A 16,656-nucleotide genomic window follows, 5' to 3' on the forward strand; every position below is an offset into this window, starting at 1 on the left:
CCGTTCTGGCACAACTGCCACCATCACTGCCCCCAAACCCTACACCAGTTATTAAGGCGCGGGCCATAATGTGCCGGATCAGTGCGCCGGCCTCACGCGGGCCCGAATTTTCATTCCTAAGTGGCAGGGGCGCCTCTTGCTGAATGACGACCTCCATCACTCCCCGGAGAAGGGAGAACACGACCGTCGCGATCCGCTGAAGCCGGGAAACCGCTTCCTCGGCCGTGTTGTCGCGTGCAATGGCGCCCATGCGACGATCGCAGCCGTTGCCGAGCGTGGCGATACCGAACTTACCGAACTCTGGTCCGTCGGCCGGCTGATCTCGATCACCGTCGGCAGGAACCGCGTCGTGGCCTTGGCCTATTCGATGCAGACCGGCGCGGGCGACTGGGCCGAAGGCGACGACACCAAATTCCAGATCGAGGTCGAACTGCTCGGCGAAGTCCGTGTCAGCGACGATGGCCAGGAACAATTCTCGCGCGGCATCTCGCGCTATCCCTATCTCGGCGCGATCGCCCACCGCATCCGCGCTGCCGACCTCGTCAAGATCTACGATCCCGGCAAGGACGAGACCTGCGTCATCGGCAAGCTGACCCAGGACGAGAGCATCGATGCGTCGATCCACGTGCCGACCATGCTGTCCAAGCACTTCGCCATCGTCGGCTCGACCGGCGTCGGCAAATCGACCGCCGTCTCGCTTCTCCTGCACAAGGCGATCAAGGCCGACCCGAAGCTGCGCGTCCTCATTCTCGACCCGCATAATGAATTTGCCGCAGCTTTCCCCGAAAAGGCTGTCGTCATCGACACCGATACGCTCGACCTGCCCTTCTGGCTGATGCGACTGGAAGAATTCGCCGAAGTCGTCTTCCGCGGCCGGCCGGCGATCGCGGACGAACTGGATATTCTCCGCGACCTCATCCCTGAGGCCAAGCGCGCTTTTCGCGGCAGCGATTCGAGCCTCACGCGCCGCACCTCGGAAAAAAGCGCGGTCACCGCCGATACGCCGGTGCCCTATCGCATGGCCGATCTTCTGGCCCTGATCGACGACCGCATCGGCCGGCTTGAAGGCCGCGCCGAAAAGCCCGCGCTCCGGTCGCTGAAGATGCGGATCATCTCGGCGATCAACGATCCGCGCTACCACTTCATGTTCTCCAACAACACGATCAACGACACGATCATGGAGACCATCGCCCACATCTTCCGCGTTCCGGGCGACGACCGGCCGATCTCGACCTTCCAGCTCGCCGGCATCCCCTCGGAAGTGGTCAATTCCGTCGCCTCGATCCTCTGCCGCATGGCCTTTGAAATCGCGCTCTGGAGCAATGGCGCGATCCATATGCTGGTCGTCTGCGAGGAGGCCCACCGTTATGTACCGGCCAATCCGGACCTCGGCTTCCTGCCGACCCGCCAGGCCATCGCCCGGATCGCCAAGGAAGGCCGCAAATACGGCGTATCGCTGGGCGTCATCACCCAGCGTCCGGGAGAACTCGACCAGACCATCCTGTCGCAGTGCTCGACACTGTTTGCCATGCGCCTGTCGAACGATCACGACCAGGAAATCATCAAGTCGGCCATTCCGAACTCGTCGGTCTCGACCACCAGCTTCCTGTCGTCGATCGGCAATGGCGAGGCGATCGCCTTCGGCGAGGCCATTGCGGTGCCGATGCGCATGAAGTTTTCCCATGTGGACAACAACCACCTGCCCCAGGCCCATGGCGTGGCGGAAAAGGGCCTGGACGATACGCCGGATACGGTCGATCTTCGCTCGATCATCTCGCGCATGCGATCCGTCAGCGGACCGGATATCAGTGCCTTCCAGCAGAGTTATCTGGCGGCGGAATCAGCCAGTTCGATAGACCCCTTCCCTCCGGTCAATTCGGCAGATCTGCAGCCGGCAAACGATATCGAACTGCAGCGCTGGAAGCGGGAGCTCGGGCCATCGGGCACCAGCCAGCCCGTCGAAAGCGCACCCTCCGTGCCTTACCATCCCGATATGCTGCCCCGCCCGACGCGCACGGTAGAACCGCCACGGCTCGACGGGCGTCCGTCGCTGCCGCTGCGCGAGCGCCCGCCGGCAGCACCTGCAACACCACCCGCACCGGATGCCGCAGCCAGACCGAACCCCTTCCTGCGAAGAGAGGGCTCCTTCCGCGAAAGCCTGTTGAAAAAGCCGCTGAGCAGCCTCTACGAAAAGGACTGAAGCGGCGCTCCGCTGCCGTCGACACGCTGCCAGCTGTCGTCCATCTGGTTACGAAACCAAGTCATCTGCCGCTTGGCATATTGGCGGGTCAGCGCCGAGCTTCTCTCGATCACCTCGGCCGATGTCATCCGCCCCTCCAGCATCTCGACAATCTCCCGAACACCGATTGCCTTCATCGCCGGCACGTCCGGCGATGGCTGCAGGCGAAGCAAGGCCTCGACCTCCTCGACCGCCCCGCCCGCAAACATCGCCTCGAAGCGCCGGTTGATTCGCGCCTGCAGTACCGCCCGATCCGGCAGCACCACGAATTTCTGCGCCTTGGCCGGATCGACGATCACCGGCCCCTGCTTGCCCTGGAATTCCGATATCGAGCGCCCGGTGGCCGCCAGCACTTCCAGCGCCCTGACAATCCTCTGCCCGTCGCGTGGCTCCAATGATCCGGCGACCTGCATGTCTGTCTTCGCCAGTTGCGCATGCAGCGCTTCCGGCCCCTCTTCCTTCAGCCTCAGCCTGACCTCGCAGCGGATCTCCTGAGGGATCTCCGGCATGTCGGAAAGCCCACCCGTCAGCGCCTTGAAATAGAGCCCTGTTCCGCCGATCAGGATGGGCATCTGGCCGCGTTCGCGAACCACTGGCAGCAACGCCTCGACATCCCGAAGCCATTCGCCCGTCGAATAGGCGGTGGCGGCGGACACATGACCGTAGAGATGATGATCAACGCCGCCCATCTCCTCCGTCGAAGGACGTGCGGTCAGCACCCTCAGCGTGTCATAGACCTGCATGCTGTCCGCATTGATGACGACGCCATTCCGCTCCCTGGCCAGCCGCAGGGCCAAAGCCGACTTGCCGCTGGCGGTCGGCCCGGTTATCAGGATCGCGTCAGTTTCTTGCACAAGGTTCTCCATATGGCTTTCGTTGCCACGCTCATCGCCCATCCGTCAAATCCGGTCCTCACGCCGGCCATCGCAGAGAAGGCGGCAGAGGCCGTGAAAGCCTCGGGTCTCTACTGGCTTGCGGACGGCATCGCCTGCGATATTGCCCTGCGCGACGGCGAGGATGTCGCAGCCGCGGAGGCAGCCTTGCGTGAACTGACCACGGGGCAGCCGATCGACACCGTCGTGCAGCAGGCCGAAACCCGTCGCAAGCAATTTCTCATCGCCGACATGGATTCCACCATGATCGGCCAGGAATGCATCGACGAGCTCGCCGACGTCGTTGGCCTGAAGGACAAGGTGGCCGGCATCACCGCCCGTGCCATGAACGGCGAGATCGCCTTCGAACCGGCCCTGCGCGAGCGCGTCGCACTCCTGAAAGGCCTGCCGATTTCCGTCGTCGACGAAGTCATCGCCAAACGGATCACGCTGACCTCGGGCGGCAGCGAACTGATCGCCACGATGAGGGCCAAGGGCTATCACTCGGCGCTCGTATCAGGTGGCTTCACCGTCTTCACCAGCCGCATCGCCGCCATGCTCGGCTTCGACGAGAACCGCGCCAACATCCTGATCGAGAAGGATGGTTTCCTGACCGGCGAAGTGGCCGAGCCAATCCTCGGCAAGCAGGCGAAGGTCGATGCGCTCGAAGAGATTTCGGCAAGGCTCGGCATAACGCCCGAGGATGTCATTGCGGTGGGTGACGGCGCCAACGATCTCGGCATGCTCGGCATTGCCGGTTCCGGCGTAGCTCTTCATGCCAAGCCGAGCGTTGCCGCCGAAGCGAAAATCCGTATCGACCATGGCGATCTGACCGCCCTCCTCTATATCCAGGGCTACAGGAAGAGCGATTTCGTAACCGCCGGGTAAAAGCAGATGAGTGAGAGGGTCGCGGTCGCCCACACGGAGCGCCTGTCGCTTGCGACATGGCTGCCGCGCGATCGTGATCTCTTTCGCGAAATCAACAGCGATCCCAAGGTGATGGAATTCTTCGCCTTCCGCCGCAGCGACGCCGAGGCCGATGCACTGTTCGGCAAGCTCAACGGCATGATCACCGATGACGGCATGGGTTTCTATGCCATTGTCCTCAAAGAAACCGGCCAGGCGCTGGGCTTCTGCGGCATGTCCTGGCCGGCTTTTTCCGGCCGGCACAGCAGAAATCGGCTGGCGGCTCGCCCCAAAATTCTGGGGCAAGGGCTATGCCACGGAAGCGGCGAAAGGCTTGCTCGACTGGGCCTTCTCCTCCAGCAAGCTGGAGACCATCGTATCCTTCGCCGTCGAAACCAACCGGCGCTCGACCGCCGTCATGAAGCGCCTTGGAATGTACCGCATCCCGAGGCTGGACTTCGATCACCCTCGGGTACCGGACACGCATCCGCAGCTGCAACGGCACATCGTCTATGCCGTCACGCGCCGTCAATGGCTGGTGCGGAACACCGAACAGGCTTCCGCACCAATCTAGAGCGTCGTGCGTCCGAATGGACGCACGACGCTCTATTTCCTTGAATCTACGCATCAGGCTTTCCGAAAATCGATTCCGATTTTCGGGCCGATGCTATGCCCATCAGTCGAGCGGGATCGCGACGAAGCGCAGGTTGCCGTTCTTGTCGGCGATCATCACATGCGCATTGCGCCGTCCTTCCGACTTCAATGCCTGCATCCGGTCCGTCACGTCGCCGGGTGCCTCGATGAAATCCTGCGCGATCTCGACGATGACTTCGCCCGGTTTCACGCCCTTCTCGGCAGCAACCGAGCCGGGCGCGACCTCCGTCACCACCACGCCGTCGACGCTTTCGGCGATGCCGAAGCTCTTGCGCTGGGCGTCATCGAGCGGCGCGATCGTCATGCCATAGGCCTTGACCGGCTCGTTGCTCTGCTCCGTGCTCTGGTCGCCGCCATTGTCGGTGTCGGGAGCATCGCCGTCGTCAGGCTCGTCGCTGTCGGCATCGGCCGATTGCGCACTGTCCTCCAGGCGTCCGAGCGTCACCTTCACGGTCTGCTGCTTGCCGTCGCGCATCAGCACGACATCGACTTCCTTGCCGACCGGGCTTTCGGCCACGATCCGCGGCAGGTCGCGCATCTCGTTGACCGGGGAACCGTCGAAGCTGACGATCACGTCACCGGGCTTGATCTCGCCCTTCTTGATCGGCCCGTCATTGACGATGCCCGACACCAGCGCCCCGCGGGCACGGTCGAGCCCAAGGCTTTCGGCCACATCGTCGGTCACCGGCTGGATACGCACACCGAGCCAGCCGCGCCGCGTCTCGCCGAACTCGATCAACTGGTGGACGACATTCTCGGCGATTTCCGTCGGCACGGCAAAGCCGATGCCGATCGAGCCGCCCGAGGGAGAAATGATCGCCGTGTTGATGCCGATCACTTCGCCGCGCATGTTGAACAGCGGACCACCGGAATTGCCCTTGTTGATCGCCGCATCCGTCTGGATGAAATTGTCATAGGGCCCGGCATTGATGTTGCGGCCGCGCGCCGAGATGATGCCGAGCGTCACCGATCCGCCAAGCCCGAACGGATTGCCGATCGCCATTACCCAGTCGCCGATCCGCATGCGGCGGGAATCACCGAAGGGTACCGCCTTCAACGGTGCCTTCGGCTCGACCTTCAGCACCGAAAGATCGGTCTTGGTATCCGTGCCGATCAGCGTCGCCTTCAGCTTCGTGCCATTGGCAAATACGACCTCGATATCGTCGGCGCCTTCGATCACATGGTTGTTCGTCACCACATAACCCGATGGATCGATGACGAAGCCGGAACCGAGCGAGGAAACCTTCTGGTTATCGTCCTTCCCGTCCTTGCCGTCGAAGAAGTCGTCGAAGAATTCCTGGAAGGGCGATCCCTGCTGGATCTTCGGCTCCTGAGGTCCGTTGCCGGCATCCTTGACGTTTTGCGATGTCGAGATGTTGACCACTGCATCGAGCAGCCCTGCCGACAGATCGGCAAGCGATGCCGGCCCTGCCGGGGTCGCGTTCGCAGCAGGCGATGGCGGCGGATTGAAGGAGCGTGTTGCCGGCGGCGGCGCCGGCAGCATCGAGCCGGCGGATGAACCGCCCTGAGACGGCATCGGCGCGGCGGGCACCTGCGCCTGGGACGGCTTGGGTGCCTGAGACTGTGCCCAGCCGGACATCGGAGCGACTGTAACGGCAAGCGCAACGCCTCCCAAGGCAACGCGCTTCCAGGACGATCGAACCTGCTGAGCCATCTGGCCTCCTCGCATTTTGGACTATCTGCGCAGCCCGATGGACGGGCGTCGTCGAACTGCTCATTGGAGCGGCTGAATCAGGCAGAGTTTCGGCAGAGAATAGGGTGGAATGATCCGGCAGGAAATTACCTTTTTCGTGAGAGGGCCAATCCCTGCACATAAAACTCCCGGCCGATAAGCAGAAAGGGCGGCCAGGCCGCCCTTTCGCTTCGGTTGTTTACTTCCCCGGCGCCGGTTGAGCCGGCGCCTGCGGCGGAACCACAGGCCCACCAGCCGGCGGGTTTGCGCCATCGGCGGATTCGAAGAACTTGAAGAACTCCGATTTGGGCGAAAGCACCATCGTCGTCTGATGATCGGCAAGCGAAGCTGTATAGGCCCGCATCGACCGGTAGAACTCGAAGAAGCCCGGATCCCGCTTGAACGCATCGGCAAAGATGCGGTTGCGCTCTGCATCGCCTTCGCCGCGCAGGATTTCCGAATCCCTCTGCGCTTCCGAGACGAGCTCGACGACCTGGCGGTCGGCGATGGCCCGGCGCCGCTGGCCCTGCTCGTTACCACGGGCACGGATCAGCTCGGCTTCTGCGAGACGTTCCGCCCGCATGCGCTGGAAGGTCTGCTGCGAGACTTCCTGCGTCAGGTCGGTCCGGCGGATGCGCACGTCGCGGATCGTCAGGCCCAGCGATTCCGCCGCGCCGTTGAGGTCGGAACGGACATCCTGCATCATCGAGACGCGCTCGTTGGACAGTGCCGCACTGAAGTCGCGCAGACCATAGACCCGGCGAAGTGCGGCATCGAGGCGGGTGCTGAGCCGCGATTCGGCGGATTCGCGATCACCCGAAACCGTCTCGCGGAATTTCCGCGGATCCGTGATCGAATAGACGACGAAAGCATCTACTTCGTAAAACGCACCGCCCTTCACCTGCACGCGGATATTATCGAGGTCGAAGCGCAGGGCCCGGTCTTCGACATACTGGACGCGATCGGCGTCCATGAAGGCGAATGGCAGCTTGAAATAGATGCCCGGCTCGCGCTTCACGTCCTGGATCTCGCCGAAGCGGATGACGATCGCCTGCTCCCGCTGATTGACGATGAAGACAGACGAATAGCCGAGGAACAGCACGATGGCGAGGCCGACAAGGATGGCCGGCAAACGGTTCGAGATCATTTGCTGCCTCCCTGCTGCTGTACGGTCTGGTTACGGAGCATGTCGGTGAGCGGAAGATAGGGAACCGCCCCCTGCTGGCCATCGAGAATGATCTTGTTCGACGACTTCAGCACGGACTCCATTGTCTCCAGGTAGATGCGGCGGCGCGTGACTTCCGGCGCGTTGACATATTCGTTGTAGATCGAGACGAAACGCTGGGCTTCACCCTGTGCTTCGTTGACCACGCGATCCTTGTAGGCGGATGCCTCTTCACGGATCTGCGCTGCCTGACCGCGTGCCTGACCAAGCTTCTGGTTGGCATACTGGTTGGCTTCCTCGACGAAACGGTCCTCGTCCTGCTCGGCGCGCTGCACTTCTTCGAATGCGTCGGCGACTTCGCGCGGCGGAGCCGCATCCTCGATCGGCACGGCATTGATGGAAATGCCGGAACCATAGGTATCCATCGTACCCTGGATGATGTTGCGAACCTCGGTGGAGATTTCCTCGCGGTTGTCGCGGAAAATATCCTGCGCCGGGCGACGTCCGACGACCTCGCGCATGGCGCTTTCAGCCACCTGCTGCAGCGTTGCGGTCGGCGTTTCCAGATTGAACAGATAGGCCTTCGGATCGGTCACCGTGAACAGGACCGAGAATTGCACATTGACGATGTTCTGGTCGCCGGTCAGCATCCAGCCCGCATTCGAGCTGGAACCGCGAGCGGCACCGATATTCTGCTGCTGCTCGGTGACCTTGACGATCTCGACGGATTCCAGCGGCCACATGTGGAAATGCAGGCCCGGCATGGAAATCTCTTCCTTGGGCTTGCCAAACCTCAGTTCGACGCCACGCTCGTCCGGCTGCACAGTATAGATGGACTGGAAGACGAAGAATGCTGCGATGACGAGCAGCACGATGACGACGGCGCCACCGTTGAAGCCGCCCGGAACGAACCCCTTCAGCCGGTCTTGGCTGCGACGGATGATGTCCTCGATATCGGGCGGGCCGCCATTGCCTCCTCCACCGCCGCGTGGGCGGTTCGGTCCCTGTCCCCAGGGTCCTTTATTATCGCCGCCGCCATTGCCGCCGCCGCCCCAAGGGCCGCCGCCGCCATTCTGATTGCTCCAGGGCATCAAAACCTCTTTTTACGTGTCTCCCTCCCCCGTCACGCAACTCATCGAAGAACAACAAGGGGTCCCGCCCGTTATAGGTATCGGACGCACCGCTTTCAACGCGCGTTCAATAACTTCCCGTTCAACGGTAACGAAATGTTTCAGTTTGCCGCAATTTTTCGGCGATAGACGGTAAAACGCGTCGCGTAACTGTCCTTTTCGCCGGCCGGAACCGGTTCTTCGGAAAGCCTCTCGAACTGGCCGGGATCGATCGCCGGAAACACCGTATCGCCATCGGCGATCTCGGCCTCGACATGGGTCACGTAAAGCCGGTCGGCCAGATCGATCGCCTGCCGGTAGATCTCGCCGCCGCCCAGAATGCCGATTTCCTCTGCCCCGCTCTCGGCTGCAATCGCCCGTGCCTTGTCGATAGCCTCCTGCAGCGAGCCTGCCAGTTGCACGCCGTCGATCTGGCGCGAGGCATCACGCGTCACCACCACATGCGGCCTACCCGGCAAGGGCTTGCCGCCGAAACTGTCGAGCGTCTTGCGCCCGACGATCATCGGCTTGCCCAGAGTCATCGACTTGAAGCGCTTCAGGTCGGTGGAAAGCTTCCATGGCATGTCGCCATCCCGGCCGATCACGCCATTGCGCGCAACCGCCACGAATATAGCGAGCGGGACAACGCCCTTGTGAGGATCGGCCATCAGACAGCCACCGGCGCCTTGATATGCGCGTCGGCCACATAGTTCTGCAGCTCGAAATCCTCGAACTTGAAGCCGAATATGTCCTTCACCTCTGGATTGATCTTCATCACCGGCAAAGGCTTCGGCGTGCGCGTGATCTGCAGCTTCGCCTGTTCCACATGGTTGGAATAGATATGCGCATCGCCGAACGTGTGGACGAAATCGCCGGGACGCAGGCCGACGACCTGGGCCACCATCATCGTCAGCAGCGCATAGGAAGCGATGTTGAACGGCACGCCGATAAAGATGTCGGCCGAGCGCTGGTAGAGCTGGCAGGAAAGCCGTCCGTCCGCGACATAAAACTGGAACAGGCAGTGGCAGGGCGGCAGCGCCATGTCGTCGACCTGGGCCGGGTTCCAGGCCGAGACGATATGCCGGCGGGAATTGGGATTGGTCTTCAACCCCTCGATCAACTGCACGATCTGGTCGACATGCCCGCCTTCGGGCTTGGGCCAGGAGCGCCACTGATAGCCGTAGACCGGGCCGAGATCGCCGTTCTCGTCGGCCCACTCGTCCCAGATGGAAACGCCGTTATCCTTCAGATAGGCGATATTCGTATCGCCGCGCAGGAACCACAGGAGTTCGATGATGATCGATCTTAAATGCAGTTTCTTGGTCGTCAGAACCGGAAAGCCGTCTTCCAGATCAAAGCGCATCTGATAGCCGAAAACCGAGCGCGTGCCCGTTCCGGTCCGGTCGCCACGGTCGGTGCCGGTCTCCATCACATGCTTCAACAGGTCGAGATACTGCTTCATGGCAGGCCAGCCTTCCGGTTTGCTTGAGAGCCTTCACATAATAGCACGAGTCGCATCGACCAATCCCGCACGTGCGGTTTTGCACGTTTTCCACCGGCGCGGCAGCGTCTGTCGAACCGCCACTGCCAATTATCAGACGGCAGCATGCCAATCGGCGAACACCTCGACGAGAAAATCGACGAAGGCGCGCACCTTGAGATCGAGCGTCGCATGCTGGGGAAACACCGCCGTCAGCTCCATATCCCGCGCCCGCCGCCACTGCGGCAGGACCGGCCGCAATTGGCCGGAATGAAACAGCGCGGCGGAGAACTGCGCCGAAAACAACCCGATCCCCTCGCCGGCGATCGCCTGGCGGATCAGCGTCCCGGATTCGTTGGACATCAGGGCAGGCTTGACCGTGACCTCCGCCACGTCGCCGCGATCATCCACCAGCCGCAGCGTCGAAAGCGGCGCAAGGCTTCCCATCAGCAGCAGTTCGTGATTGACCAGATCGGCCGGGCTCGCCGGCTCGCCATGGCGGTCGAGATAGGCGGGGCTTGCAGCAAGCTTCGCCCGCGACCACCCCAGATGCCTGACGGCATAGACGGAATCGGCAAGCGGCCCGTAGCGCAGCGCGACGTCGAGGCCGCGTTCGATCAGGTCCAGCGGATTGTTGTCATAGGTGAGCACGATCTGCACCTGCGGATGGCGCCGGCGAAACTCTGCCAGCCGCGGCTCGACCGCGATCAACCCGAGCGTATAGGGCATCAGCACTCTCAATGTCCCGGACGGCTCCAGGCGCAATGCCCGGACGCTTCTGTCGGCCTCTTCGAGGATTTCCTGCGCCCGCGCGCAGCTTTCGTAATAGGCCCGCCCGGCCTCCGTGACGGAGACCCGCCGCGTGGTGCGATAGACCAGCTGGATGCCGAGATTGTCCTCAAGCGCCTTCACCTTGCGGCTGACCGTCGTCAGCGGCAGGCCGAGCTGCTGCGCCGCGGCGGTAAAACTGCCCCGCTCCGCCACCCGCAGAAAAATCCGGATACCGTCGAAATCGACCAAGGCATATTTCCATTTAAAGCAATAATATCTTCCAATAATGGCATATTATCCCGACACGACAAAAGGCCTAATTCCCCGTCATGTCGCAGCGCCTTCCCGCCCCGGTCCGCGTCCTGCTCCCGGACCGTCTTCCCGATCTGCCCTTCGGCCTCACCTGGCCTGGCATCGAATTTTCCCTTCGCACCACCGTCGCGTCGCTTCTGGCGCTCTACATCGCTTTTCTCATCAACATGGACGACCCGAAATGGGCGGCGATGACGGTCTGGATCGTGGCGCAGAGCAGCCGTGGCATGAGCCTGTCCAAAAGCAGATACCGGCTGTTCGGCACCGTGGTCGGCGCAGCGGTCGGCGTGGCACTGGTCGGCACGTTGGCGCAGGCGCCCGTGCCGTTCATCCTTCTTCTCGGCCTGTGGCTCGCCGTCTGCACCTATTTCGCCACGAGCCTGCGGAATTTCCGCTCTTATGGCGCGATTCTGGCCGGCTATACCGCCGTCATCATCTCGCTAGATTCGATCTCGACGCCGGAAGATGTCTTCACCATCGCCGTCTCGCGCATGCTCTATATCTGCCTCGGCATCATCGTCGAGGCCACCGTCAGCGCCGCCTTCTCACGCGGCGACCCCGTTGCCGGGGTGAGGGCAAACCTTGCCGCCTATGTCAGGAAGGCGATGGATGCGTCGGCACTTGCCCTCCGGCTGCAGGTCAATGGTCCCGCCCTGCGCAAACTCGGCGCCGAGGCCCTGACGCTCGATGTCAGCGCCGAATACGCTGCAGCCACCTCAGCCGATATGCGCCGCCGTCTCGGCCTCGTGCGGGCCGCCTCCGGCTCGATCATGCAACTCATCGCAACCGCCCAGGGCCTTCGCGAACATCTGGAACTCCATCCCGAGGGCGCGGATCCTCTGGCGGAAAGCGTAGCATCCCTTCTCGATACCGCCGGCAAGGACATGCCGCTTGCCTTGGGAAAATTGCCGACGCTGGAGGAAGATGTCCGCGATGCGATGAGCCGGAACGTTCAGGATAACGGCTTCACGGCGAGGCTGGTGACGCTGGCAAGGCTCGAAATCATGCTCGAAGGCGTCCGCCAGACCGCCGCCTACGCAACGGCATTCTCCGCGCGGGCCGGCCGTGGCCCGAACACGCGGTTCGCGTTCCATGTCGACCACACCCATGCATGGCAGAACGCCGTTCGCGCCTTTGTCACCGTCGTGGTCGGAGCACTGATCTGGATCATGACGGCGTGGTCGTCCGGCCCGCCCTTCGTCATCATCGCCGCCGTCATCGCCGCGCTCTACGCCACAAGGCCCAACCCGATCGCCGGCGGCAAAGGTTTCCTCAACGGCGGCATCGCAGCCGTACCCGCCGCCATGGTGTGCAATTTCGCCATCCTGCCGCTCATCAACGCTTTCGTGCCCCTGGCACTCGTGCTGGGCACGTTCCTGTTCGTCGCCGGCCTTGCCATGCGCCTGCCCCGCTATGCCGCGCCGGCCACCGTCTTTGCCTTCCTGTTTCTCGACATGGCGACGCCGCCGGGCATTGCCGATAGGGTGCAGGCCGTCGATTTCTTCAACGGCGCCATCGCACTCATCACGGGCGTCGGCTTCGGCATCGTCGTCTTCTCGCTCATCTACCCGGCCAATCCGAGGGCGGTGAGGACGAGGCTTCTTGCCGCCACCCACCGGGATCTCCGCCGCGTGGCGACCCGTCCGGATCGCTGGACGGTGGAGACCTGGCTCAGCCTCGGCGCAGACAGGCTCGGCAGGCTTGCCGCAACCGACGGCATCGTCACGCCCGAGCAGGCGGAAGCCGACCTCAAGGGATTGCTGTCCTCCGTCGCGATCGGCCGCGCCCTCATCCTCATCGACGGGATCGGCCGCCACATGAAGCCACGCACGGGATCGCGCCTGGCGCGCAGCACCAAGCTAGTGCGGACGAGACTTGGTCGCGGCCACATCGACAAAGCCGCGACCGCTGCACGACGTGCCTCCGGCGCCCTCGCAGCATTGGCGCGCACCGATGGCGGCGGCGAAGCACCCGCGCTTGTGCGCGCCGCCGTGCTGATGACGGAAATCGCCGAAGCCGCTGGCGACCAGAGTGATGTCCTCGACAAAGGCCCGGTCGGCGCAGGGACCGAGACGCAGCAAGCGGCCTGAGCCACGGGCCGCCGCCTCGAAGGGCAAGCCAAGTCCGAATACCCCCCTTTTCAACGCCCTCGCAAACACCTATATGAGCCATGCCGGATTTCGGTCCGGCTATGGCGATAAACGGTCGGTGTAATAAACCTATTGGACCCGGGGGCGTTATACAGACATCGGCTTTGATTTAGTCGACGTTGTGAACCTCGACATCAGTCCTGTCTTATCACTCGCTTAGATTCAGCACATTTCTCCTACTCAAAAAAAAGCATCGGCCGAAAGGCCGATTCCGTTTTTGTAGACAAGCCTGATCGACGTTGAACCAATACTAAAGTCGATTCAGGCTTGACTACTTCTTATGAGATAAAGTCGGGCGAAGCCCGTCCTTTTCGGCGCAGCCGAGCAAAGGCCCCGCAGGGCTTGTAGACTGTGATGGCCACCGGACAGAGCCCTATCGTCTTACATGAAAATCTGCTGGCAGTGGATGCAGATTCATCATCGACCCGGTTCAACCATGCCGTTCTTGCTCGTACGGCAGCGTCAGGAATGTTGCCGTAACCCCCCAGCCTTCACCAGCAACCGGCTCAATGAAACGGATACCGGATCGCTCATAGTAGGCCATGAGCGTCTCCACAGCCCCAGGTCCGGCAGTCCCAATCTCCACGCGATGAATCGTCTTGGTTCCAAGCCCACACGCCCGCGCAATCTCACCCTGTGTCTGGCCGACAAGGATTCGCGCTGAAATAAGGATGCGCTTCGGGGCTCTCATAAGGTTTGAGTGTCACCAAAAATCACACCATGCAAACAAAATGCAAAAATGACCATTGCGACGTCATTAATGACGTCGTATTAGTCATTCGTGACTGATTAGACGTCAACAATGACGTTCTCAGCGCCGCAAGGATTGAGACGAGCCCGAATCGCTAGGGCGTTTTCCAAGAGGTTGCAAATGAAACTACGATACGCACCAGTCGAGGCCCTCTCGCGTTTGGTCGATGATCTCCGCCTTGCAGAGGCCGCTTCCCTGTCGATTTCGGACATTTCAGATTCACCGATACTTCACAGCCATCGGATTCTACCTATGTCGGTCGGAATACTTGAAGGGATCGTTGAAGGTCATCCGAAGTTGGGAACGGGGCGCCCGATAACGACAAGCCAAGTCTTCTACCTCGACACTGAACTCGGCATCGCCAGAACGTTGAGCAGATGGTATCGGCTCGGTGTGTCTGCAGAAACTGGCAGACACTGAGATGAGGCGAGGATTGACGCGCAGCAAGTTCAGTGAACTTGCAGAGGACCCGATCAGGTTTCTTGCATACTGCAGTCTGCGACGAGCGCTCAAGGCACAGCCGTACACCCTCAGCTCTCCTTCAGACGGGCCCATAATAATCGTCGTACCGCCCGGACACCAAGCACATGTGTACAAGTCCGCTTTACATCTTCTGCTCAAAATCGAGCGTGAAGAGTGGGGTGAACAATTCGGAGAGATACGTCTAGCCAGCCCCCCAAAAAAGAAGGGATCCACCGATAAGCAGATTTCAGTCTTTGACCTGAAAGGGCTTCGCGTACTGATCGCAAACCGCATTAGCGAGGTGCCAAGGGATATCCGTTTCGTGGCACAGAGAACGTTCCATATCGAGCCGCCATGTGCACGACATATCAATGCCGCGCGTCACTTGGTGGGAAGGCTACCCATCGCCAACGAGCACGCGGAGCTGCTCATCGGAAGGCCACATAATGTCATTGCAGCAGCGACATTTAAGAAGACGGTCGGGGGAGACGAGATTGCCGAGTTAAGTGCACTTGATCGCGCGGAGGTCGCGGGGCCGTGTCTTTTCGATCTTCCCGGATACGACGAGGTGAAACCTTGGGTCCGTGGTCTTTACCGCGATGTCGAGCAGTGGCGCCGGGGAAACCTATCGTGGAAGGAGCTTTCCCGCGGAGCACTTCTTTCCGGGCCGCCAGGAACCGGAAAAACACTATTCGCTAGTGCTTTCGCTTCGTCACTGGGATTGAGGCTCATCGCAACGACTGTCGGGGCTTGGCAGTCCGCAGGACATCTTGACGACACGTTGAACGCGATGAGGTCTAGCTTCCAGGATGCAAACGATGGTCGTGGCGCAGTCCTTTTCATAGACGAGTTCGACAGCATTGGTACAAGGCCAACCAGGCCCTCCAGCAACCATAATGATCAATACTGGCAAATCGTGATCAACGAGTTTCTCAGCCTGATGAACAATCTGGGCGATGGGGTCGTCGTTTTGGGCGCTACAAATAACCCAGAGTGGATCGATCCGGCGATTTTAAGGGCAGGGAGAATTGAGAACCACTTTTCGCTGCATCTTCCCGACACCAGGACGCGAGCCGAGATTATACGATACCACGCAGGCACAAAGTTTTCGCTCGAATCCTTGGTGGAAATTGCCGATGAGCTGGAGGGAAAGTCAGCCGCGGCGCTAGAAGAATTGGTGCGTGACGCTCGAAAAGACGCGCGGGACGAAGGTTGCGAACTGGAGATACGACATCTCCGAGCTCGACTTCCGGAGAAGCGATACTATTCCCTGGAACAGCAGTTCCGGCTCGGGGTCCACGAGGCCGGTCATGCTCTCGTATCCTTGGCGCTAGGATACGCGTCGAGCGCGACGATCGAAATCAAGGATTCATTCGACCCCAATGCGACATCTTTTCGGGGCGGGCAGACGTCCTACGACCTTATCGAAAACTATCTTCCGACGGAAACAGCGCTGCTCGATCGTATTGCGGTCGCCTTAGCTGGGATGGCTGCGGAAGCTGTTGTATTTGGGGACCGCTCTCTTGGATCTGGAGGTGTGATTGGCAGTGATATCGAAAGAGCAACGACCCTGGCGAAGCGGATAGTGGCCACATATGGCTTGGGCACGACGCCCGCATTTCTCGGAACGGTCGAAGAGGTAGATGACAAGCCCATGCCTCAGCCATTCGAGGACGAATTGTTCGAAATCTTACGTGTCCAATACGCACGCGTACTTGCTATGCTCACTGATGAGCGGGAAAGAGTGATTGGCCTTGCGCGAGACGCTGTGACCCACCACCGAGTTAAGATCGAACGAGATGGAAACCTGGATGCAGCGTAAGACATCGAAAAGAACCATTTATAGGATCAATTAGTCCAAAAAATGGTCCATTCTTTCAACCGCCTGTAACTGCCTGAGGCACTCAACCAAATTGCTCCTAGAAAATGCTCCGCCCCCCCCCCCCACGACAAATAAACCTGGAAATGATCGAGCTGCTGGTCCTGGATAATGCAAAACCCCGCTGCAATGTACTGACCGACGAAAAGAGTTTCCGACGCTTCATCCTTCCGTCTGGTGGAGGACGGGTTTTCGCTCGCAATGGGTGAGCAA

Annotated in this window: 13 protein-coding genes; 6 read left to right on the forward strand and 7 right to left on the reverse strand. The window is 61.0% G+C overall.

Annotated elements, in window-relative coordinates:
• Positions 1–136: 136 nt before the first annotated feature.
• Positions 137–2,200 (forward strand): ATP-binding protein, encoded by a 2,064-nt coding sequence (locus NCHU2750_RS10355; protein ID WP_119940361.1) that lies wholly within the window; start codon positions 137–139, stop codon positions 2,198–2,200.
• Here the strand turns inward: NCHU2750_RS10355 and miaA are convergent.
• Positions 2,185–3,105, reverse strand: coding sequence for a tRNA (adenosine(37)-N6)-dimethylallyltransferase MiaA (gene miaA / locus NCHU2750_RS10360; RefSeq protein WP_119940362.1), 921 nt, complete (start codon positions 3,103–3,105; stop codon positions 2,185–2,187). The two genes, NCHU2750_RS10355 and miaA, sit on opposite strands and share 16 nt — an antisense overlap.
• Here miaA and serB point away from each other — a divergent pair, their 5' ends adjacent.
• Both serB and NCHU2750_RS10370 read left to right on the forward strand, forming a co-directional pair.
• Positions 3,106–3,999 carry a phosphoserine phosphatase SerB gene (gene serB, locus NCHU2750_RS10365; protein ID WP_119940363.1) on the forward strand — a complete coding sequence of 298 codons (894 nt, stop codon included), beginning with the start codon at positions 3,106–3,108 and terminating at the stop codon, positions 3,997–3,999. It begins immediately after the preceding gene.
• A 6-nt stretch (positions 4,000–4,005) separates the two neighbouring features.
• The gene (locus NCHU2750_RS10370) at positions 4,006–4,635 is read left to right on the forward strand and encodes a GNAT family N-acetyltransferase (protein ID WP_502703836.1); all 630 of its coding nucleotides are present in this window, start codon (positions 4,006–4,008) and stop codon (positions 4,633–4,635) included.
• Between the two features lie 58 nt (positions 4,636–4,693).
• On the opposite strand, the gene NCHU2750_RS10375 is transcribed toward NCHU2750_RS10370, so the two are convergent.
• From NCHU2750_RS10375 to NCHU2750_RS10400, 6 genes are all read right to left on the reverse strand, one after another.
• Positions 4,694–6,346, reverse strand: coding sequence for a Do family serine endopeptidase (locus NCHU2750_RS10375; protein ID WP_119940364.1), 1,653 nt, complete (start codon positions 6,344–6,346; stop codon positions 4,694–4,696).
• 217 nt (positions 6,347–6,563) lie between these two features.
• Complete coding sequence (hflC, locus tag NCHU2750_RS10380; RefSeq protein WP_119940365.1) at positions 6,564–7,511, reverse strand: protease modulator HflC; 948 nt, start codon at positions 7,509–7,511, stop codon at positions 6,564–6,566.
• Positions 7,508–8,620: an FtsH protease activity modulator HflK gene (hflK, locus tag NCHU2750_RS10385; protein ID WP_119940366.1), complete on the reverse strand. Its 1,113-nt coding sequence runs from the start codon at positions 8,618–8,620 to the stop codon at positions 7,508–7,510. The genes hflC and hflK overlap by 4 nt, the downstream gene beginning before the upstream one ends.
• 140 nt (positions 8,621–8,760) lie before the next feature.
• Positions 8,761–9,306 (reverse strand): dihydrofolate reductase, encoded by a 546-nt coding sequence (locus NCHU2750_RS10390; RefSeq protein ID WP_119940367.1) that lies wholly within the window; start codon positions 9,304–9,306, stop codon positions 8,761–8,763.
• Positions 9,306–10,100, reverse strand: coding sequence for a thymidylate synthase (locus NCHU2750_RS10395; protein WP_119940368.1), 795 nt, complete (start codon positions 10,098–10,100; stop codon positions 9,306–9,308). The genes NCHU2750_RS10390 and NCHU2750_RS10395 overlap by 1 nt, the downstream gene beginning before the upstream one ends.
• Before the next feature lie 132 nt (positions 10,101–10,232).
• Positions 10,233–11,138: a LysR family transcriptional regulator gene (locus NCHU2750_RS10400; RefSeq protein ID WP_119940369.1), complete on the reverse strand. Its 906-nt coding sequence runs from the start codon at positions 11,136–11,138 to the stop codon at positions 10,233–10,235.
• Positions 11,139–11,218: 80 nt separating this feature from the next.
• On the opposite strand from NCHU2750_RS10400, the gene NCHU2750_RS10405 reads away from it, so the two are divergent.
• From NCHU2750_RS10405 to NCHU2750_RS10415, 3 genes are all read left to right on the forward strand, one after another.
• Complete coding sequence (locus NCHU2750_RS10405) at positions 11,219–13,291, forward strand: FUSC family protein (protein ID WP_119940370.1); 2,073 nt, start codon at positions 11,219–11,221, stop codon at positions 13,289–13,291.
• Positions 13,292–14,222: 931 nt separating this feature from the next.
• Positions 14,223–14,522: a DUF6634 family protein gene (locus NCHU2750_RS31215; RefSeq protein WP_349509027.1), complete on the forward strand. Its 300-nt coding sequence runs from the start codon at positions 14,223–14,225 to the stop codon at positions 14,520–14,522.
• Between the two features lie 13 nt (positions 14,523–14,535).
• A complete protein-coding gene (locus NCHU2750_RS10415; protein ID WP_162939572.1) occupies positions 14,536–16,386 on the forward strand; it encodes an AAA family ATPase in 1,851 nt (616 codons plus the stop codon).
• Positions 16,387–16,656: the final 270 nt, after the last annotated feature.

This window comes from Neorhizobium sp. NCHU2750, assembly GCF_003597675.1.
In the GTDB taxonomy this organism is placed as follows: Bacteria; Pseudomonadota; Alphaproteobacteria; order Rhizobiales; family Rhizobiaceae; genus Neorhizobium.